General features: G+C 44.3%; 20 protein-coding genes. 7 read left to right on the top strand and 13 right to left on the bottom strand.

The annotated features are described in order from the left end of the window. From F0232_RS19055 to lipA, 5 genes are all read left to right on the top strand, one after another. The gene (locus F0232_RS19055) at positions 1 to 840 is read left to right on the top strand and encodes a septal ring lytic transglycosylase RlpA family protein (protein WP_061033223.1); all 840 of its coding nucleotides are present in this window, start codon (positions 1 to 3) and stop codon (positions 838 to 840) included. 93 nt (positions 841 to 933) lie between these two features. Next, the gene (locus tag F0232_RS19050; RefSeq protein WP_081090352.1) at positions 934 to 2,115 is read left to right on the top strand and encodes a serine hydrolase; all 1,182 of its coding nucleotides are present in this window, start codon (positions 934 to 936) and stop codon (positions 2,113 to 2,115) included. Between the two features lie 232 nt (positions 2,116 to 2,347). Continuing rightward, complete coding sequence (ybeD, locus tag F0232_RS19045; RefSeq protein WP_026084358.1) at positions 2,348 to 2,626, top strand: DUF493 family protein YbeD; 279 nt, start codon at positions 2,348 to 2,350, stop codon at positions 2,624 to 2,626. Positions 2,627 to 2,821: 195 nt separating this feature from the next. After that, complete coding sequence (gene lipB / locus F0232_RS19040; protein WP_004737632.1) at positions 2,822 to 3,481, top strand: lipoyl(octanoyl) transferase LipB; 660 nt, start codon at positions 2,822 to 2,824, stop codon at positions 3,479 to 3,481. Positions 3,482 to 3,485: 4 nt separating this feature from the next. Then, a complete protein-coding gene (gene lipA / locus F0232_RS19035) occupies positions 3,486 to 4,451 on the top strand; it encodes a lipoyl synthase (RefSeq protein ID WP_017068511.1) in 966 nt (321 codons plus the stop codon). 170 nt (positions 4,452 to 4,621) lie between these two features. On the opposite strand, the gene F0232_RS19030 is transcribed toward lipA, so the two are convergent. The 3 genes from F0232_RS19030 to F0232_RS19020 form a co-directional block, all read right to left on the bottom strand. Then, entirely contained in the window at positions 4,622 to 5,983 is a 1,362-nt protein-coding gene (locus F0232_RS19030; RefSeq protein ID WP_105059128.1) for a sodium-dependent transporter, read from the bottom strand. Between the two features lie 277 nt (positions 5,984 to 6,260). Further along, positions 6,261 to 7,037 (bottom strand): YggN family protein, encoded by a 777-nt coding sequence (locus F0232_RS19025; RefSeq protein WP_102425976.1) that lies wholly within the window; start codon positions 7,035 to 7,037, stop codon positions 6,261 to 6,263. Between the two features lie 88 nt (positions 7,038 to 7,125). After that, on the bottom strand, positions 7,126 to 7,599 hold the full coding sequence (locus tag F0232_RS19020; RefSeq protein ID WP_061033226.1) for a GreA/GreB family elongation factor: 474 nt from the start codon (positions 7,597 to 7,599) through the stop codon (positions 7,126 to 7,128). 145 nt (positions 7,600 to 7,744) lie between these two features. On the opposite strand from F0232_RS19020, the gene F0232_RS19015 reads away from it, so the two are divergent. Continuing rightward, on the top strand, positions 7,745 to 9,679 hold the full coding sequence (locus F0232_RS19015; protein WP_105059127.1) for an ATP-dependent DNA helicase RecQ: 1,935 nt from the start codon (positions 7,745 to 7,747) through the stop codon (positions 9,677 to 9,679). A gap of 74 nt (positions 9,680 to 9,753) precedes the next feature. On the opposite strand, the gene dinB is transcribed toward F0232_RS19015, so the two are convergent. Beyond that, the gene (gene dinB, locus F0232_RS19010; protein WP_061033228.1) at positions 9,754 to 10,830 is read right to left on the bottom strand and encodes a DNA polymerase IV; all 1,077 of its coding nucleotides are present in this window, start codon (positions 10,828 to 10,830) and stop codon (positions 9,754 to 9,756) included. Positions 10,831 to 10,992: 162 nt separating this feature from the next. Here dinB and F0232_RS19005 point away from each other — a divergent pair, with 162 nt between their 5' ends. After that, complete coding sequence (locus tag F0232_RS19005; RefSeq protein WP_105059126.1) at positions 10,993 to 12,234, top strand: diguanylate cyclase; 1,242 nt, start codon at positions 10,993 to 10,995, stop codon at positions 12,232 to 12,234. A gap of 112 nt (positions 12,235 to 12,346) precedes the next feature. On the opposite strand, the gene nqrM is transcribed toward F0232_RS19005, so the two are convergent. From nqrM to bolA, 9 genes are all read right to left on the bottom strand, one after another. After that, positions 12,347 to 12,601 (bottom strand): (Na+)-NQR maturation NqrM, encoded by a 255-nt coding sequence (gene nqrM / locus F0232_RS19000; RefSeq protein ID WP_004737624.1) that lies wholly within the window; start codon positions 12,599 to 12,601, stop codon positions 12,347 to 12,349. Between the two features lie 16 nt (positions 12,602 to 12,617). After that, complete coding sequence (locus tag F0232_RS18995; RefSeq protein ID WP_105059125.1) at positions 12,618 to 13,622, bottom strand: FAD:protein FMN transferase; 1,005 nt, start codon at positions 13,620 to 13,622, stop codon at positions 12,618 to 12,620. Between the two features lie 174 nt (positions 13,623 to 13,796). Continuing rightward, a complete protein-coding gene (gene nqrF / locus F0232_RS18990; protein ID WP_008223085.1) occupies positions 13,797 to 15,023 on the bottom strand; it encodes an NADH:ubiquinone reductase (Na(+)-transporting) subunit F in 1,227 nt (408 codons plus the stop codon). Between the two features lie 29 nt (positions 15,024 to 15,052). Further along, positions 15,053 to 15,649 carry an NADH:ubiquinone reductase (Na(+)-transporting) subunit E gene (gene nqrE / locus F0232_RS18985; protein ID WP_004737621.1) on the bottom strand — a complete coding sequence of 199 codons (597 nt, stop codon included), beginning with the start codon at positions 15,647 to 15,649 and terminating at the stop codon, positions 15,053 to 15,055. A gap of 7 nt (positions 15,650 to 15,656) precedes the next feature. Then, complete coding sequence (locus F0232_RS18980; protein WP_008223083.1) at positions 15,657 to 16,289, bottom strand: NADH:ubiquinone reductase (Na(+)-transporting) subunit D; 633 nt, start codon at positions 16,287 to 16,289, stop codon at positions 15,657 to 15,659. Then, positions 16,289 to 17,056 (bottom strand): Na(+)-translocating NADH-quinone reductase subunit C, encoded by a 768-nt coding sequence (locus tag F0232_RS18975; RefSeq protein ID WP_061033230.1) that lies wholly within the window; start codon positions 17,054 to 17,056, stop codon positions 16,289 to 16,291. The genes F0232_RS18980 and F0232_RS18975 overlap by 1 nt, the downstream gene beginning before the upstream one ends. Further along, positions 17,046 to 18,290, bottom strand: a complete 1,245-nt coding sequence (locus F0232_RS18970; protein WP_061033231.1) for an NADH:ubiquinone reductase (Na(+)-transporting) subunit B — start codon at positions 18,288 to 18,290, stop codon at positions 17,046 to 17,048. The genes F0232_RS18975 and F0232_RS18970 overlap by 11 nt, the downstream gene beginning before the upstream one ends. A gap of 5 nt (positions 18,291 to 18,295) precedes the next feature. Then, complete coding sequence (locus F0232_RS18965) at positions 18,296 to 19,636, bottom strand: Na(+)-translocating NADH-quinone reductase subunit A (protein WP_032498707.1); 1,341 nt, start codon at positions 19,634 to 19,636, stop codon at positions 18,296 to 18,298. A 522-nt stretch (positions 19,637 to 20,158) separates the two neighbouring features. Beyond that, on the bottom strand, positions 20,159 to 20,467 hold the full coding sequence (bolA, locus tag F0232_RS18960) for a transcriptional regulator BolA (protein WP_008223074.1): 309 nt from the start codon (positions 20,465 to 20,467) through the stop codon (positions 20,159 to 20,161). Positions 20,468 to 20,473: the final 6 nt, after the last annotated feature.

Below are 20,473 nucleotides of genomic sequence, written 5' to 3'. Positions count from 1 at the left end.
ATGTCTATTACAACGTTTTCAAAAAAAGCATCCTTGGTTGATGAGCTGCCAATCAAAAAAATAGTCTCAATTCTGGGTTTAGCGATCTTAATCAATGGCTGTGCTTCTCAGAAACCAACTGGTCGCTACGATATCGATTCAGATATCGCGCCTGATGCCCCTATCTCGGTCGAGCATCTAGAGGACGCACATCCTCAATATGAACCTTACAGCCTAGGTGGTAACAGTGACTACACTCTGCGTGGTGAAGATTACAAAATCATAAAAGAAACCGAAGGCTTCACCGAGAAAGGCAAAGCGTCTTGGTATGGCAAAAAATTTCATGGTCATTTGACGTCTAACGGCGAGATTTACGACATGTATTCGATGTCGGCGGCACACAAAACATTACCTATTCCGAGCTATGTCAAAGTCACTAATACCGACAACAACAAAACAACGATTGTGCGTATTAATGATCGCGGCCCATTCCATGAAGGCCGAATCATTGACCTCAGTTATGCGGCAGCTTACAAGCTTGATGTCTTAAGGACTGGCACTGCAAATGTTGAAATTGAAGTAATCAAAGTGGCGATGCCAACTGACGCTAAGAAAAAGGCAGCTTTGCCACAATTTATTATTCAAGTCGCAACATCGCAACATGAAGACAGAACGGAGAAGTTAGCCAAAGATCTCAGCGAAAAGCTAGCAGTAGCAAGCTTCTTGCAGCCAAATGATGGTCAATACAGACTAATGCTTGGGCCATTTCATGACTATGCTCTGACTCAAGAGAAATTAGAACAGGTTAAGCTGATGGGTTACCCTTCTGCTTATATCAAGAAGCACTCGCTAACTCGCTAATTAATCTGATAGTAACCTCTGGTAATCAGCGCTCTGGTGTGACAGAGTGATTCTGGTAAGATATGAATAGTTCACCAAATAATTGCATTCAAAATGATTAAATCTAATAAACTTGTTAAAACGATTTTTGCTACTTCTGTTGCGCTTTCAGCAACAATAGCTACATCGTCATTCGCTGCTCCAATTGTTGTTCCTGATGCACCACAAATCGCCGCTAAAGGTTTTGTTCTGATGGATTACCATTCAGGCAAAGTACTAGCAGAGAAAGAGATGAATACTCAACTTTCTCCAGCAAGTTTAACCAAGATGATGACGAGCTACGTAATCGGTCAAGAACTTGAGCGTGGTAACATCAACCTAAACGACGATGTTGTAATCAGTGAAAATGCTTGGGCTAAAAACTTCCCAGACTCATCTAAAATGTTCGTTGAAGTTGGCACAACGGTTAAAGTTGAAGAACTGAACCGCGGTATCATCATTCAATCAGGTAACGATGCTTGTGTTGCAATGGCTGAGCACATTGCAGGTTCAGAAGACGCATTCGTTGACCTAATGAACGCATGGGCAAGCTCGATCGGCATGAAAGACACGCACTTTGCTAACGTGCACGGCCTAGACAACCCAAACCTATACTCAACGCCTTACGATATGGCACTGCTTGGTCAGGCGCTAATTCGTGATGTTCCTGATGAGTACCGTATCTACTCACAGAAAAAATTCACTTACAACGGCATCACTCAGTACAACCGTAATGGTCTGTTGTGGGATAAGAGCATGAACGTTGATGGCATTAAAACAGGTCACACAAGCAATGCAGGTTACAGCCTAGTAAGCTCAGCAACAGAAGGCAAAATGCGCCTAGTTGCGGTTGTGATGGGTACTAAAAATGCGAACGCTCGTAAAACAGAAAGCAAAAAGCTGCTTAGCTACGGCTTCCGCTTCTTCGAGACAGTGGCACCACACACCGCTGGTGAGACTTTCGTAGAAGAGAAAATTTGGATGGGTAGCAAAGACACAGTAGCGCTAGGTGTCGACGAAGATACTTTCGTAACTCTACCTCGTGGCCAAGCTAAAGACCTTAAAGCAAGCTTTGTACTTGAGAAAGAGCTAGAAGCGCCAATCAGCAAAGGTGATGTCGTTGGTAAACTTTTCTACCAAGTTGATGGTGAAGATGTTGCGGAATACCCACTACTAGCACTTGAAGACGTAGAGCAAGGCAGCCTATTTAGCCGCCTATGGGATTACCTAGTACTGCTATTCAAAGGCTTATTCTAAGTAAGTCCAAGGTTTTGCTCTAAACGAAACCTTAGCTTGTTGGAAAGCTAACCTAATGAGTAAGTTCATTATTTACTCTTTAGCGAAACAAAAGCCGCCATGTGCGGCTTTTGTTGATCTTGAGTTCAGTGATATTTACACGTAATATTCCGCCTTATTACTCGAGTCTACTGACCGAACACGCTTTTTATCGACTTCCGCCAATTTGCGAGAGTCTAGCCTTTTGGAGCTAATCATGAACATCAATTCTGATGCAAAACTAAAAGACCTCTTAGAGTTCCCTTGTTCATTCACTTACAAAGTAATGGGCCACGCTAAGCCAGAACTGACTGAACTAGTGCTAGAAGTGATCCAGCGTCATGCTCCTGGTGACTACAGCCCAACACTAAAACCAAGTGCAAAGGGTAACTACCACTCTGTTTCTATCAATATCACTGCGACTTCAATTGAGCAGGTAGAAACGCTATACAAAGAACTAGGCGAGATCGAAATCGTTCGTATGGTTCTGTAATCTTCGATTGCGCATGGAAAACAGCGGCTTATTGCCGCTGTTTTTGTTTAAAGCATCCTATCGTGGTCAAATTCATTCAACTTAATTTTCAATAAATACGAAGAAAGTTGAAAAACCTTGCAGTCCGTCTGTAGTTAGAATCATGTTTCGCGTTTATAATGCGTTCACTTTATTAATCCTTGAGGGAGTGCCGCTTTGCAAAACAAGCTAATCGTAAAAAAATTAGGCCGTCAGGATTACGAACCTGTATGGAAAGCCATGCATAAGTTCACAGACGAACGCACAGAAGAAGACGTAGACCAAGTATGGTTGGTTGAACACAACCCTGTCTTCACTCAAGGACAAGCAGGCAAAGCTGAGCATGTATTAAATGCTGGCGATATCCCTGTGATACAAAGCGATCGCGGTGGCCAAGTGACTTACCACGGCCCAGGTCAGTTAGTGGCTTACTTTCTGATTAACATCCGCCGCAAGAAGTTCGGAGTACGCGATTTGGTTACTCATATCGAGAACCTCGTAATCAACACTCTGAAAGCTTACAATATAGATTCAGCGGCCCGACCTGACGCTCCTGGTGTTTACGTCGATGGCAAGAAAATCTGTTCACTCGGATTACGAATTCGGCGTGGCTGCTCATTCCATGGGCTAGCACTGAACGTCGATATGGACCTGTCCCCATTCCTACGCATTAACCCATGCGGCTACCAAGGTATGGAGATGGCACAGGTAAGCCAACTAGGCGGACCAAGTGAATTAGAGAACGTTGAGCAACAGTTAATACAAGAGCTCGTAGAGCTGCTCGGCTATGACCAAGTAGACATTCAAGCCACCAGTAACATTACAGCAGAAGCATAAAATCATGAGCAAACCAATCCAAATGGAAAAAGGCGTTAAATATCGTGACGCTGACAAAATGGCATTAATTCCCGTAAAGAATATGCCTGCTGAACAGAAAGAAGTACTACGTAAGCCAGAATGGATGAAGATTAAACTTCCTTCTGACAGCCATCGTATCCAAGAAATCAAATCAGCAATGCGCAAAAACAACCTGCACTCAGTTTGCGAAGAAGCGTCTTGCCCTAACCTAGCCGAGTGTTTCAACCACGGTACGGCAACGTTTATGATTCTTGGCGCTATCTGTACTCGTCGCTGCCCGTTCTGTGATGTTGCCCATGGTCGTCCTGTTGCTCCTGAAGCAGAAGAGCCGAAGAAACTGGCGAAAACAATTCAAGACATGAAACTGAAGTATGTAGTAATCACTTCAGTTGACCGTGATGACTTGCGTGACGGTGGTGCTCAACACTTTGCAGACTGTAACCGTGAGATCCGCGAGCTCAACCCAAATATTCGCATCGAAACGCTGGTTCCAGACTTCCGTGGTCGTATGGACGTTGCACTTGAGCTACTGAAAGACAATCCACCAGATGTTTTCAACCACAACCTTGAGACAGCGCCACGCCTATACCGTAAAGCGCGCCCAGGTGCGAACTACAAATGGTCTCTTGATCTACTGAAAAAGTTTAAAGAGCAGCACCCAGACATCCCAACAAAATCTGGCGTTATGATGGGTCTTGGTGAAACTAAAGAAGAGATCATTCAAGTATTGAAAGACCTTCGTGAGCACGGCGTAACTATGCTGACTCTTGGTCAATACCTAGCGCCAAGCCGTCACCATTTACCAGTAGAACGCTACGTGCCACCTTCAGAGTTCGACGAGCTGAAAGAGATTGCTCTAGAGCTAGGCTTCACTCACGCAGCATGTGGTCCGTTTGTACGTTCTTCTTACCATGCAGACTTGCAAGCACAAGGTATGGAAATCAAGTAACCTTGATTGCTTAAACCAAGATTGAAAAGGCGCTGAACTAACGGTTCAGCGCCTTTTTTCTATCGAGTAAAGCAAACTTGTTCTACACAAAAACAACAAAGCCGCTCAATGAGAGCGGCTTTGTTAAATTCAGATGTCTAGACGATAAACAAGTGAACAATAATGTCTAATTAGCCGAAAGAAGCCCAGATTACCGTTGCCACTAAGATTGGGCACACGAACTTCACATACATCGGCCAAACCTTACCAAACCAACCCAGCTGAAAATCAGGGCAGCCTTGTTCAAGCTCTTTTACTTTTGACGCTCGGCTCCACACCCATCCACCAAATAGGCAGAACATCAATGCAGCAATTGGTTGCAGGTACTGTGTCGCTATCATCGCCACCATGCCAAACATCGCAGCAAAGTTGTAAACAATTACCACACTGAACAGTGCGATTGCACCACCAATCACCCAACTTGTTGACGTTCTTCTGGTATTGAAGCGCTCACTCACTAGCGCTACCGGACCTTCTAGCATTGAGATAGAAGAAGTCAGCGCGGCAATGGTTAGCAACAAGAAGAAAACAATTGCGAATATCTGACCAAGCACACCTAAGCTATCAAACATCAAAGGTAGAACCGTGAATACTAGCGTGTCAGAGCTTAACAGCGAGCCATCTTCTGCATAGATTTGAACGCCTTTTTGCATCGCAACAAACATTGCAGGCATTACCACTAAACCGGCAATAAAAGCCACTGCGGTATCAACCAGCGTCACGTTCATCGCCATTTTTGGCAGGTTCTCTTTCTTACTTAAGTAAGATCCATAAACCAACATTGAACAGCCACCAATCGTTAGCGAGAAGAAGCCTTGTCCCATCGCCGCTAGAATCAGCTTTCTATCCCACACCTTTTCAAAATCAGGCACTAGGTAATGCTTCAAGCCTTCCATTGCGCCAGCTTGAGTCATGATGTACACGAACAATAAACCGAACAAAACAAACAGTGCTGGCATTAAACGCGTCGACCATTTCTCGATACCTTGTTTAACACCACCCTGAACAATAAGAATGGTCAGTACGTAGAACGCTACAGTACCAAATACATTACGCTCAACACTGAAGCCTTTGAACCAATCAGCAGCAGCCTCTAGACCAATAAGATCAGCGACAGCACCAATTAGGAAGCAGATTAACCAACCACCAACAATGCTGTAAAACGCCAGTACGGCACTTGGGACACTTAATCCAATCCAACCAACAAATTCACCGATTTTTTTGCCTAGCGGATTAGCCGTTAGTGAACGCATACTATCAACTGGGTTGGCTTGACCATGACGACCAATCGCCATTTCAACCACCAGCATAGGGAACGCAACCACGAAAATCATGATTAGGTAAACAAGTAGAAAGGCACCACCGCCATTACTCGCTACCTGAGTTGGAAAACCCCAAATGTTACCCAAGCCAACAGCAGCACCTGCCGCAGCTAAAATAAAGCCTAAACGAGAACTAAACAGCTCTCTTGAAGAGGAAGATTGTTGGTCCATATTGCTCGCACAAAGAATCAGTGAACTAGTTGAGAAGTACAGTAATGAAAAGCAATGATAGACACAACCAATAAATGAACAATTCTCTAATTTTTACAATCAATGCGCTATTTAGAACCACAAAATTAACAAAACTCCAGTTCAATAATTCCACAAATATAGACACCAAAGGATTATCAACAGAATTAGACCGCAAAATTGATACTTATCATTGGGTGAACAATACAAACAAAAAGAGCACCAACTGGTGCTCTTGCTATTCATCACTAGACTCGAATTAAATCGTGAATACTTGATAATCTTTTAGGTTCGGAATGATTTCATGCAGTTCTTGCTCTTGTTCTGCCATCTCATCAAGAGAATCACAGAACTCTGCGCTTTCTTCTTCCATCTGCTTAGCATGCTGCTTCATTCGCTCTTCAACTTTCAGCTTGAGTTCAGCCATGCTGTCCGTCAATTCCGTCAGGTTGAGCCCACCTTCTTGCTTCATCTTTTCTGACATGGCATTAAAAGCACTAGAGATAAACTCTTGGTTAAAGATCTCTTTAGCTTTTTCGAAGTCTTCAGACCAACCATTGGCCATCGACTCAAAGCTGTCTGCAGGCAAAACCAGCTCGCCATCTTTGTAGTAACGGGCTTCTAGGTCTGCGAAAAACGTTTTCATCGACTCTTTTACGTTATCAAACGACTCTGGGGAGTCCAAGCTGACAGCAATATCGTCAATCACATCATTGGCTAATGCGAGACTTTCGCTCGCCATCTGCTTAGCTCGCGGTATGTACTCACTCATACTCTCGCGATATTTTTCAATCGCTGCTTGTTGGTCAGCATCAAGCTCAACTTTCTCGCCATGAATATAGAGGTTATTATTATCATCGAACACGGCGGTATCACCATTTACCTGATGAATTTCGACTTTTTGGTCATCGATTCGCAACTCATTCTTTAGATCAACTCGACATTGAGCTGCAAACGTTGGCAGGCTCACAACAGAGATCGCCGCTGTTAACGATGCAATTAATACACTGTTTTTCATAAATACATTGCTTTTCATAACATCCTCTCATCAATCTGCCAGATTACTATACCCCGAGTTTATGCTTCTTTGTCAGGGCAAGGTTTTATATCAATTCACTCAGAGCTCAATCAATAGAAACCACTTCATAACAAAACGGTTTATCAGCGACGCTAAACTCAATCTCGTCGCCGACTTCTTTCCCCATAAGAGCCCGACCAAACGGCGCATTCGAAGTCACTATAGAGACCTCATTACCGTTCCAGGTAACAGACAGCCCACCGACTCTTGGCCCCATGAAAAAATGCTTATATTGATCGTGCTCGTCAATCACCACAACGTAGCTACTCACTGTTACCTTCTCACTGTCACGTAAAACTAGGTTTCGGTAACACTGAATATCCTCTTCGCACTCTTGCACTCTCACCGCTTGTCCGTGAGCAAGGTACGAGGCTTCCAACGCCAACGTGTCGTACTTGTGTTCAGGAACTGTCTCTTCATCAGTCGCAGCATCAATGGCACGCTGTGTAGCGGACTGCGCGATACGTAATCGAGATTCAAGTTGCTCTAAGATTATTTGGCGGAGCTCAGACTTATTCATACTATTGGGGTGCTTTTCTATAGGAGCTACAGAATAGAATTAGGTACAATCAGGTGCAAGAGATTTGATACCTCAAGCGACGCTATCGTCAATCAGCGCTCGCTTTAGCATCAAGACAACACTTATTAATTCAGGTAGAACACAAATGATTGAGCAGAAGCTAAAACAAGTATTCGGATTCGATTCACTGAGAAACGGACAGAAGCAAGTCATTGATAATGTTCTATCTGGTCACTCGACAGCGGCGATATTCCCGACAGGTTCCGGAAAATCACTCTGTTATCAGCTACCCGCTCTAGAGTTGCCCCATTTAACCTTAGTGATATCGCCACTGCTCGCCTTGATGAAAGATCAACTCGCTTTCCTACACAGCAAAGGCATCAGCGCGGCTGCAATCGAATCGAGCCAAGACAGACAAACCACCCAGCAAGTGATGCAATCCGTACGCAACGGAGACACAAAGATCCTGATGATCTCAGTCGAACGACTGAAGAACGAACGCTTTCGCCAGTTTATTTCCCAAGTGCCTATCTCGTTACTTGTGGTCGATGAAGCACACTGTATTTCTGAATGGGGCCACAACTTCAGACCAGACTACCTCAAGCTGCCTCAATATCAAAAGCAGCTTAACATTCCTCAGGTACTGCTGCTCACAGCGACAGCCACAACATCCGTTATTCAAGATATGAAGTCTAAGTTCGATATCGATGAAGATCGTGTTGTGGTGACAGGCTTCTACCGTAAAAACCTCGACCTATCTATTCAGCCATGCGAACAAGCTAACAAGTTAGAAAGCTTGTGTAATGTGGTCAACCAAGCGGCGCAAGCACCCACCATTGTCTATGTTACTCTGCAGCAAACGGCAGAGATGGTTGCTCAACAACTCCGTAATGCCGGGGTTAATGCTGTGGCGTATCACGCCGGTCTTAAACCAGAAAACAGAGATGCTATTCAACAGCAATTCATGAATGATGACGTACACTGTATTGTGGCGACGATTGCATTTGGCATGGGCGTGGACAAATCAAATATCCGCCGAGTGATTCATTTTGACTTACCAAAATCGATAGAGAACTACTCCCAAGAGATAGGAAGAGCTGGCCGTGATGGACAAGCTTCTGAGTGTATTTTACTGGCTAACAAACACGGCTTGAGCACGCTTGAGAACTTCGTGTTTGGCGATACGCCGGACAACATATCCATCCAAGCAGTATTGAGAGAGATCTACGAAAACCAAAATATTGGGCCGTCTGGCGCAAATCAATGGGAAATCATGCTTAACCAGCTTTCGCGTGAATCTAACATTCGCCAGTTGCCACTCAAAACGTTACTGGTTTACCTTGAGATTGAAGGCGTCATTGAACCTAAATACAGCTACTTTGCGGATTACAAATTTAAGTTCATTCGCCCTAAGCAGCAGATCTGCGAGCAATTCCAAGGCGAACGTCGTAACTTTGTTGAAGCGATTTTTCAATGCTCACCACAAGCGAGAGTCTGGTGCCAAGTCGACTTCGAAGCACTTTGGACTCACTTCCAAGCTGATCGTCAACGCGTGATTGCCGCTATCGATTACTTTAATGAGCAAGGCTGGATTGAGTTGGAAAGTAAACAGATCACCGACGTTTACGCGATCCACAATACTTCTGAAGAGATGATGCAGTTATCTGAGCGGCTTACAGAGTTGTTTAAAGCAAAAGAGAACAGCGAGATAAATCGTCTCAATCAAATGCTGAGCTTCTTTGAGGCTGACACCTGCCTAAGCTCTCGCCTAGCAAGCTACTTTGCAGACAATGAAGCGCCAAAAGCCTGCGGTCACTGCTCTGTATGCCGCGGTCAAGTAGCAACCTTACCAAGCGTTGATGTTGAATCGGTCGATGATGAGACAGTCATGACATGGATTCATGAGTTTATTTCTGCAAGCCAACAACTGATTACCGATGAAGCCATCACTCGCTTTCTCTGTGGAATCGCCACCCCACTTTCAACCAAGCTTAAAGCCAGCAAAATGGCTGGCTACGGAAAGCTAGAGCAACAACCTTTCGCCGACACCTTAGCGCGCGTAAAACAGCTTCCAAGATAACTCAAAACGATAAAAACCGACTAGGCTGTGAAGCTTAGTCGGTCTTAATGAAAAGCACTCGCCAACCTCTGTCTTTAGAAAAAGCTCAGCTGACGCATTTGGTCTTTAGGCTGCAACATCACACTCAAACCCAGTAAGCGTATCTCTCGCCCTTGCTGCCTTTTGAGTATTTCACTTAACAGCTCTTTGAAGTGCTCGCGATCTAGAGAAGCATGAATGTGCTCAATAGTGGTTTGCTGGAAATCAGCGAATTTGAGTTTGATACCCTGCTTGATGATCGCTTTACTTGGGCTAGCCTTTTCCAATCGAGTTTCAAGTTCAGGAAACAGTTTGTCTTCTATAACCTGCCAACACTCAGCGTAAGTCGATATGTTTTGGGTAAAGGTTCTTTCAACCCCAACAGACTTTCGCTCACGCTCGACAATGACTTCTCGCTCATCGATACCATGACTGCGCTTCCACAGTGAGGCGCCCTGACGACCAAATTTAAGTAGTAGATCGCGATAGTCAGACTCTTTTATATCCTTGCAGGTGAAAAAGCCCGCTTGGTGAAGCTTTTCAATACTCACCTTGCCGACGCCAGGGATCTTTTCAAGTGGTAGTTCATCGATCACCGCTTGCACGTCTTGTGGAGGGATAACGAATTGCCCGTTAGGCTTATTCATATCCGAAGCCACTTTCGCCAAGAACTTTATCGGAGCAATACCGGCAGACGCTGTTAGATTGAGTTCATTCCAGATATCACGACGAATAGATTCAGCGATAAGTGTTGCAGAGCCATGACACTGCTTTGAGTCCGTCACATCAAGAAATGCTTCATCCAACGACAACGGCTCTATCACGGCAGTATACCGAGAGAAAATCTCACGGATCTTTTTAGATATCTCGACATAAACCGACATTCTTCCCGGCACCACTAACAAGTTAGGGCAGAGTTGTAGCGCTTTAGCTGTCGGCATGGCCGAACGAACACCAAACTTACGCGCTTCGTAATTGCATGTGCTGAGCACACCACGCTGCTTTTCATGCCCGCCGACGGCTAACGGTCGGTTACGGTAGGCCGGGTTATCTCGCATTTCTACAGCCGCGTAAAAACAGTCCATATCGACATGGATTATTTTTCTCACTTTCTCTTGGTCCGCACTACACATCAACCAGTAACTCAACCTTACAACTGTATCTATGAACAGTATAATGGATAATTGTTGGTTTTAAAATGATCTGGAGTCCAGCTCAACAGGTTTAGCTTCAATCGCCACCTACTCTTCTGATAGTATTGTTAGGAGTATTTAGTCTATAAGTAGGGATAGCTTTTGAGTGAAAAAATACTAGTAGTAGAGGACAGTCGCGCATTCAGAAACTACCTTTACCAGCAATTTAAAAACGATGGTTATGAAGTTGCGCTCGCAGAATCTGTGGCTGAAGCCAAAGCTATCTTAGAGCAAGAGACGGATTTCTTGTGCGCCGTGCTCGACTACTGCCTACCTGACGGCCAAGATGGTGAGATCATTGATTTAGTGCTCGGCTATCAACAAAAAATCATCGTGCTTACCGGCATGTTCAACAACACCCTACGAGAACAAGTTCTGGCTAAAGGTGTGTTGGATTACATCCTCAAAGACAGCATGTCATCGGTCAGTTACTTGCTACCGCTTGTAAAACGAATCTCGAATAATCGACACCATAAAGCTCTGGTTGTTGATGATTCTGCTGTGGTTCGCCGATATGTCGTTCAACTTCTTGAACACCAATATATTCAAACCGTTCAGGCAGAAGATGGAGAGCAAGCGCTCGCACTGCTGCACAACGATCCTGATATCACCGTTGTGGTCACTGACCACGATATGCCAAATAAAGACGGTATTTCGATGACTCGTGACATTCGAGTGCACCACGACCGTAACCAACTCGCTATCCTTGGCTTATCAGGCAGTGATGACCGCACCATGACCGCTCGTTTCCTTAAAGCTGGCGCCAATGACTTCCTCTATAAGCCCTTTAATCAAGAAGAATTCTTCTGCCGAATTCATCAACTCCTCGATATGAAAGAAGCGACGAGCGAACTGTTTCGCCATGCAAACGAGGATGCACTTACTGGCCTGTGGAACCGTCGTTATCTATTTAACCAGACGTGCAAGGGTTGTGAAGAACGCAATATTGCAATGATGGATATCGACTTCTTTAAAAAAGTGAACGACACCTATGGTCACGATGGTGGTGATGCGGTGTTGATTGAAGTTGGAAAAATTATCAAACAACACTTTAAAGACGACTTGCCCGTTAGGTTTGGCGGAGAAGAGTTTTGCATTCAATCATGCGGCCCATTTGAACAGTTTGTGGAAGCGTTGGAATCCATGAGAGACGCAATTGAAAGTCACCAAGTGGAGCATGATTCACAAATCATTAAAGTGACCATGAGCATTGGGGTAACCGATCAAGTGGGCTCTTTAGATGAACAGATTAAAGCCGCCGACGAACTGCTTTATACCGCTAAAGAACAAGGTCGAAACCAGCTAGTGTGCGCTCGCAATAATCTTCAGTTAGTTAACGAGTAGCTGAACCTTTCTAAGCATGAATCCAATTAGCGAAAAACAAAAAAAGCCCAAGGCACATACCTTGGGCTTCTGTTCTTGGAAAGCTTAATTCGCTCCCAATCAATATCGCTGATTAAGCAATACGATCTTTATTCCAAGCAGCTTCTTTTTGCTGACGCTCGGCCAGTTTCTCTTCGCGGTAAGCTTCACGGGCTTCACGCTTTTTACGCGCATCACAAGGTTCTGGGCAGTTACATACTTTATCAATACCAACTGCACCTAAGCCACCACAGCTACCTTTAACTACTTTCTTTTGAATGATGTAGCCAATAGACATTGCTGTAATCACAGCTAGAAAAACACCAAATGTAATCAGAAATGTATTCATAATTATCTCGCTTACCTTATTTACCTAAGTATGGCTTAAATGCTTCAGAAGCAACTTCTTTAAAGCCATCTGCTGTTTTTACCACCATGAACACAGGGATGTTATGTTGGTTTGCGACTTCCATTCCTTTCTCTTCACCTAAGACCATAAGGCCTGTAGATAAGCCGTCTGCAGTCATTGAAGACGGGTTTAAAACAGTTACAGAAACCACTTTATGGTGAAGAGGCTTTCCTGTTTCAGGGTTGATGATGTGTGAGTAACGAACACCATCACGTTCAAAATAGTTACGGTAATCACCAGAGGTTGCGATAGCCATATCACCCGGCTCGATGATCTCTTGGATATTACGCTCGTCAACGCTTGGTTTCTCAATCGCGATACGCCAGCCCACGTTCTCACGGTTTAAACCTTTCAGACGAATTTCGCCACCGACTTCAACCATGTAGTTGTGAATACCAATAGAATCAAGGTAGTCAGCGACGACGTCAACGCCCCAACCTTTTGCAATCGTGGATAGATCGACATACAGGTTAGGTAGGTCTTTCTTCAACATGTTGCCTTCAACGCTAAGGTGATGGATACCAATCTTAGCCTTGCGAGCCGCCAGCTCTTCATCTGATGGCACAACTTCAGGACGGGCTTCAGGACCAAAGCCCCATAAGTTAACTAATGGACCAACCGTTACATCCAGTGCTCCTTCAGTAAGACCGTTCAAACGAATCGCTTCTTTCACAACCGTCGCTGTTTGCTCAGATACTTCGAACGCATCTGCACCTTTATGCTGGTTGAAACGGCTTAATTCGGAATCTTTACGGTAAGTCGACATCTGGTCGTTTACTTCTTCAAGCAGGCGATCGATCTCTGTATGAACTTCATTAGACTCAGGAAATTCATCACCATTGATGTATTTAATATTGTAACTCGTGCCCATCGTTGGGCCACTCAAATGCACTTGCTCTCTTGACTGCTCACAGCCCGCAAGAAAAATCAAAGAAGTTAATGCAACAAGCCAAATTCTCACTTGCTTACTCCTGTCTAATGTTGAGGATTTATATAAGGAAAAATAAGAGTAAAAAATAGGTATTTTGAATGCCTTACTCTTTCTTATATAAGCCAGTATGTTGTCAAAAGCTGTCTTAGAAAAACAAATGGCTGACTCGTAGGAGTCAGCCATAATATCAATCACTTAAGTGGATTAACCACCGAAGTCATCTAGTAGGATGTTTTCATCTTCTACACCAAGATCTTTCAGCATACCGATAACAGCAGCGTTCATCATCGGTGGACCACACATGTAGTACTCACAATCTTCAGGAGCTTCGTGATCCTTCAGGTAGTTTTCGTACAGTACGTTGTGGATGAAACCAGTGTAACCGTCCCAGTTGTCCTCTGGTTGAGGATCAGACAGTGCACAGTGCCATACGAAGTTTTCGTTTGCAGCCGCTAGGCCATCGAAATCTTCAATGTAGAACATCTCACGCTTAGAACGTGCGCCATACCAGTAAGACATCTTACGAGTAGACTTAAGACGCTTAAGTTGGTCGAAGATATGAGAACGCATAGGCGCCATACCTGCACCACCACCGATGAATACCATTTCATTGTCTGTGTCTTTAGCAAAGAACTCACCAAATGGACCAGAAATAGTACACTTGTCGCCTTCTTTAAGAGACCAGATGTATGAAGACATCACACCAGGAGCAACATCAGGGTTGTTTGGCGGCGGAGTCGCGATACGAACGTTCAACTTGATGATGCCTTTCTCTTCTGGGTATGAAGCCATTGAGTAAGCACGGATTGAATGTTCTTTAACGATAGACTCGTAACGGAATAGGTTGAACTTATCCCAGTCACCACGGTATTCCTCAGGAATATCGTAATCTGCGTATTTCACGTGATGTGGTTCAGCTTCAATCTGAATGTAACCACCCGCGCGGAACGGAACTTCTTCACCTTCAGGGATTGCTAGCGCAAGTTCTTTGATGAAAGTAGCTTCGTTGTTATTCGAGATAACAGTACATTCCCACTTTTTAACACCAAAGATATCTTCGTCTAGTTCAATCTCCATGTCAGTTTTCATAGCAACTTGACATGCAAGACGTTCGCCTTCGCGAGCTTCGCCTTTAGTGATGTGATCAAGTTCAGTTGGTAGGATGTCGCCACCGCCAGACTTAACTTTTACACGACACTGACCACAAGAGCCACCGCCACCACAAGCAGAAGATACGAAGATACCAGCGCCAGCTAGGGCACCAAGTAGCTTGCTACCAGGTTGAGTAACGATCGCCTTTTCAGGGTCGCCGTTTACTGAAATAGTGATGTCACCTGATGGTACTAGCTTAGATTTAGCGAATAGAATCACTAGCACTAGAGCCAATACAATAATGGTAAACATCGCTACGCCAAGAATAATGCTTTGCATTTGTTATTCCTTATTACTGGGTGCTTACCCTACAGTTGAACACCAGAGAAAGACATAAAGCCTAACGCCATCAGACCAACAGTAATGAACGTGATACCAAGGCCACGTAGACCTGGAGGTACGTCAGAGTACTTCATCTTCTCACGGATACCCGCAAGAGCAACGATAGCTAACATCCAACCCACACCAGAACCGAAGCCGTAAACAACAGATTCAGCAAAGTTGTAGTCACGAGTTACCATGAAAGATACACCACCAAAGATTGCACAGTTAACTGTGATCAGTGGAAGGAAGATACCTAGTGCGTTGTACAAAGGTGGGAAGAAACGGTCTAGAACCATCTCTAGGATTTGTACAAGTGCCGCGATAACACCGATGAATGCGATGAAGTTAAGGAAACTTAAATCGACACCTTCAACAAGCGCGTTTTCTTTCAGAATGTTTGTGTAAACAAGGTTGTTCACAGGAACAGCGATTGTAAGTACTACAACTACCGCAACACCAAGACCAAAAGAAGTTTTAACTTTCTTAGATACCGCTAGGAATGTACACATACCTAGGAAGAAAGAAAGCGCCATGTTTTCGATGAAAATCGATTTAACTAGCAGACTAATATAATGTTCCATGACTACCTTACCCCTTCGCTTCTACTTGTTCTGGTTTGAACACACGAATTGCCCAAATCAAGAAACCAATTAGGAAGAATGCAGAAGGTGCTAGAAGCATCAAGCCGTTTGGCTGATACCAACCACCGTTGCTCACTAGAGGTAGTACTTCCATACCAAATAGTTTGCCAGAGCCTAGAAGCTCACGGAAGAAACCAACAGTGATAAGAACGAAACCGTAACCAAGACCGTTACCAAGACCATCGATTAGAGATGGGATTGGTGCAGACTTCATTGCGAATGCTTCAGCACGACCCATTACAATACAGTTAGTAATGATTAGGCCTACGAATACAGATAGCTGCTTAGAGATATCGTATAGGTATGCTTTTAGCACTTGGTCTACCACGATTACTAATGATGCGATAATTGCCATCTGAACGATGATACGCACACTGTTAGGAATGTGGTTGCGGATTAAAGAAACGAAGAAGTTAGACAGAGCAGTAACAAACATTACCGCGATAGTCATAACAAATGCTGTTTCTAGCTTAGTGGTTACCGCAAGAGCAGAACACACACCAAGAACCTGTAGCGCGATTGGGTTGTTATCCAATACTGGCGCTAAAATGCTCTTTTTAATTTCTTTTGCACTAGACATTAGTTCAGACCTCCGTCACGAACTTTTGCTAGGAACGGACCAAAGCCCATATCACCTAACCAGAAGTCAAATGTATGTTGAACGCCAACACTGGTCAGTGTTGCACCAGAAAGGCCATCAACACCGTGCTCAGTACCTTCAGGAGCACCACCTTTAACTACCTTGATAGCTGGCTTGTGGTTTTCGTCGAATAATTTCTTACCAACGAATTGAGCACGCCAAGTTGGGTTCTCAACTTCACCACCAAGTCCAGGAGTTTCACCTTGCTCGTAGTAAGTGATACCAGAAACTGTGTTGCCATCAGTTTCTACCGCAACGAATGCGTACATCATTGACCATAGGCCGTTACCGTGAACAGGGATGATAACTTTAGTAGTTTCAGCACCGTCTTTCACAAGGTATACAGTACCTGTGTTAGCACGACGAAGGATCTTAGCAATGTCATCTTCAGCAGAAAGCTTGATTGACTGAGCTGGATCTTTTGCCGCTTTACGTTGGTCGTATGCAGCAGCATCACCGTCAACGAAATCACCAGTAGCGAAATCAACTAGACGAGGTTCGATGTTCTCTGCGTACAGCGCTGGGATGTCACCTTCAAGGTCAACACCTGCAACTTCTAAGATCTTAGTTTGTTGATCCAGAACCGCGTTAGCTTGTTGCTTAGGTTTAAGAACAACTGCAGCTGTTGAAACGATGATTGAGCACACTAGGCTCAATGCGATAACAACAAACAGCGTCTTTTTAATGCTATCGTTATTACTTGCCATAGCGAGCTAGTCTCCGCTTAATGTTCTTCTCGATTACAACGTGGTCAAACAGAGGAGCAAATAGGTTTGCGAATAGAATCGCAAGCATCATGCCTTCTGGGTATGCAGGGTTAACTACACGGATCATTACACACATTGCGCCGATTAGGATGCCGTACCACCACTTACCTTTGTTGGTAAATGACGCTGATACTGGGTCTGTCGCCATGAAGAACATACCGAATGCGAAGCCACCTAGAACTAGGTGCCAGTGCCAAGGCATGCTGAACATTGCGTTAGTATCAGAACCGATCACGTTGAATAGCGTAGATACAGCGATCATACCGATCATTACACCAGCAATGATGCGCCATGAAGCGATACGCATGTAAACGATCATCGCAGCACCAATCATAAGTGCTAGAGTCGATACTTCACCGATAGAACCTGGGATGTTACCAATGAATGCGTCCATCCAAGTGATTGCTTCACCAGATGTCACGTTCATTAGTGCGCTACCGCCGCCTTGAGCCCATTGGCTAAGAGCAGTTGCACCAGAGAAACCATCTGCAGCAGTCCAAACTACGTCACCTGAAATCTGTGCAGGGTATGCAAAGAATAGGAACGCACGGCCAGCAAGCGCAGGGTTTAGGAAGTTACGACCCGTACCACCGAAGATCTCTTTAGCAACAACAACACCAAAGGTAATACCTAGAGCTGCCTGCCATAGAGGAAGTGTTGGCGGAACGATAAGCGCGAATAAGATAGAAGTAACAAAGAAACCTTCGTTTACTTCGTGCTTACGCACCATACAGAACAGAACTTCCCAGAAACCACCAACGATAAATACCGTCGCGTAGATAGGTAGGAAGTAAGTCGCACCAAGTAGCATCTTACTGCCAACACCAGCATCGGCTCCTAAGGAGGCGCCAAGCATTTGAGTCAGCCAGTAGTGCCAGTTACCATCAATAACAGATGCTAGTTCAGCGCCTGCGTACATGTGGTTAAGTGCAGCGATAGCTTGGCCACCCGCGTTGTACATACCCCAGAACATTGCTGGGAATACCGCGAACCAAACCATGATCATGATACGTTTTAAGTCAACGCTATCACGAACGTGCGAGCTTTTCTTTGTGATAAGACCTGGCGTGTAGAACACTGTAGCCGCTGCTTCGTAAAGCGCGAACCACTTCTCGTGTTTGCCACCTGGCTCAAAATGATGCTCGATGTCTTCAAGAAACTTTTTAAGGCCCATGAAAATTACCCTTCCTTCTCAATCGTATCTAGGCATTCACGAAGTAGTTGACCGTACTCGTACTTACCTGGACATACAAAGGTACACAATGCCAAATCTTCTTCATCTAGCTCTAGCGCACCTAGTGCTTGTGCACTATCAACGTCGCCTGCACATAGATCACGAAGCAGCAATGTAGGTTCCATATCTAGAGGCATTACGCGCTCGTAGTTACCGATTGGAACCATTGAGCGATCACTACCATTTGTAGTCGTTGTCATGTTGAACAACTGACCTTTAAACAGGTGACCAAGGAATGAACGAGTAACAGAGAACTTGTTCTTACCAGGCATAGCCCAGCCGAATAGCTCTTTATCACGACCTTCACGTAGAACAGAAACTTGCTGATGGTAACGACCAAGGTAAGCATGTGGACCGGTTGCTTGTGTACCAGTTAGTACAGAACCAGAAATCACACGAACTTCGCCTGGCATTAACTCGCTGTCTGTCAACTCTTCAAGGCTAGCACCAATTTGAGTACGAACTAGACGCGGGTTGTTTACCACTGGACCAGCCAGAGAAACAACACGATCGGTATAAAGCTCACCAGTAAGGAAAAGCTTACCGAATGCGATAACATCTTGGTAGTTAATGCTCCACGCTACGTTTTCTGCATTTACCGGGTATAGGTAATGCATATGCGTGCCTGCAAGACCTGCAGGGTGTGGGCCATCAAAAACATGTTCTTCAACATTAGACTGAGCTGAACGAGGTAAGCTAGTACCTTTTTTACAAACGTACACTTTACCGTTAGTCAGAGTTGAAAGAAGATCTAAACCAGCAACGAAAGCATCAGACTGCTCGTTAATGATTAATTCTGGCTCAGCTGCTAGCGGATTAGTATCCATAGCAGTTACAAAAATAGCCTGAGTTTCAGAATCGATTGCTGGAACCTTGCTGAACGGACGAGTTCGCAAAGCGGTCCATGCGCCAGACTCAACTAACTGAGCTTTAACCGTTTCACGGTCAAGACCTGCTAGTTGGTTAGCTTCATAGCTATTGAACGTGATTTGCTCATTGCCTGCTACTTCAATCACTACAGATTGAAGAACACGCTTAGCACCACGGTTCACTTCAATAACTTTACCGCTTGCTGGAGAAGTAAATACAACACCTGGGTTCTTTTTATCAGCAAAAAGAACTTGGCCTTTCTTCACTTCATCACCAACGCGAGCATGCATCGTAGGACGCATACCAACGTACTCTTCGCCAAGCAAGGCGACTTTAGTGATGGACTTACCATCATTAATCACCTGGGATGGAGTTCCTGCGATAGGAAGATCCAAACCCTTCTTTATTGTAATCATACGCACTTGCACTACTTTATCGGGAAAAAGATTCTTTTAATTGCGTAAATTCAGGACGTTTTAAGATCGCCCTTAGACACGACATTACAGTGTCCGGTCTTGGTAAATTTGAGATACCAAAATCGCAACATTATCTTAATAAAATTCTCACACAAATCATGTGAGATTTATCAGGTGCCGTATTCTAGCATTTTTTGACATCTTGATGCCATGACCAATAACTTGAATAGCGCGTTTATTTGGTGAGATTTGAAGCATATGGACTCTTAAATATGTATAAATTTGACGAGCCGCACAGATAAATTGGCTTTTGAAAGGTGTTTTAAACAAGAGATTAACACTCTGTCACAAACTATTATTTTATGAGTTATGTTGAAACACTGTTAATAAAAACATTACTCATTGTAGGTATTTTTAGACGTTTAACTTACCATCAGTTTGAGTGATATAACGGCAAAAAACAGATGATTTAGGCGATAAAAAAGGCGGCATGGCCACCTCTTTTTATATGTATTAAATTTATTACTTGCCCCCACCCATACACATTGGGCTGTCTGGCACGTTATCGAGCTGCTTCAACCATTCATCTTTTGTATAAGTATGAATAGATAAAGCGTGAATATTGTTCGCTAGCTCTTCTGAAAGTGCTTTATTTACCGCTCGGTGACGAGCAATAAGACGCAAGCCTTCAAACGCATCACTCACAACAATCACTTTAAAGTGACTCTCAGAACCGGCCGGAACATTGTGCATGTAGCTCTCATTAACCACATTCAAGTGACTTGGTGAAAACTCATTGTGCAATTTTGTTTCGATAACTTCTTGGATCATTGTGAT

It is taken from the genome of Vibrio sp. T3Y01, from assembly GCF_013114525.1.
GTDB classification, from domain to species: Bacteria; Pseudomonadota; Gammaproteobacteria; order Enterobacterales; family Vibrionaceae; genus Vibrio; species Vibrio chagasii_B.
This window is presented reverse-complemented; position numbering and strand designations above follow the sequence as displayed.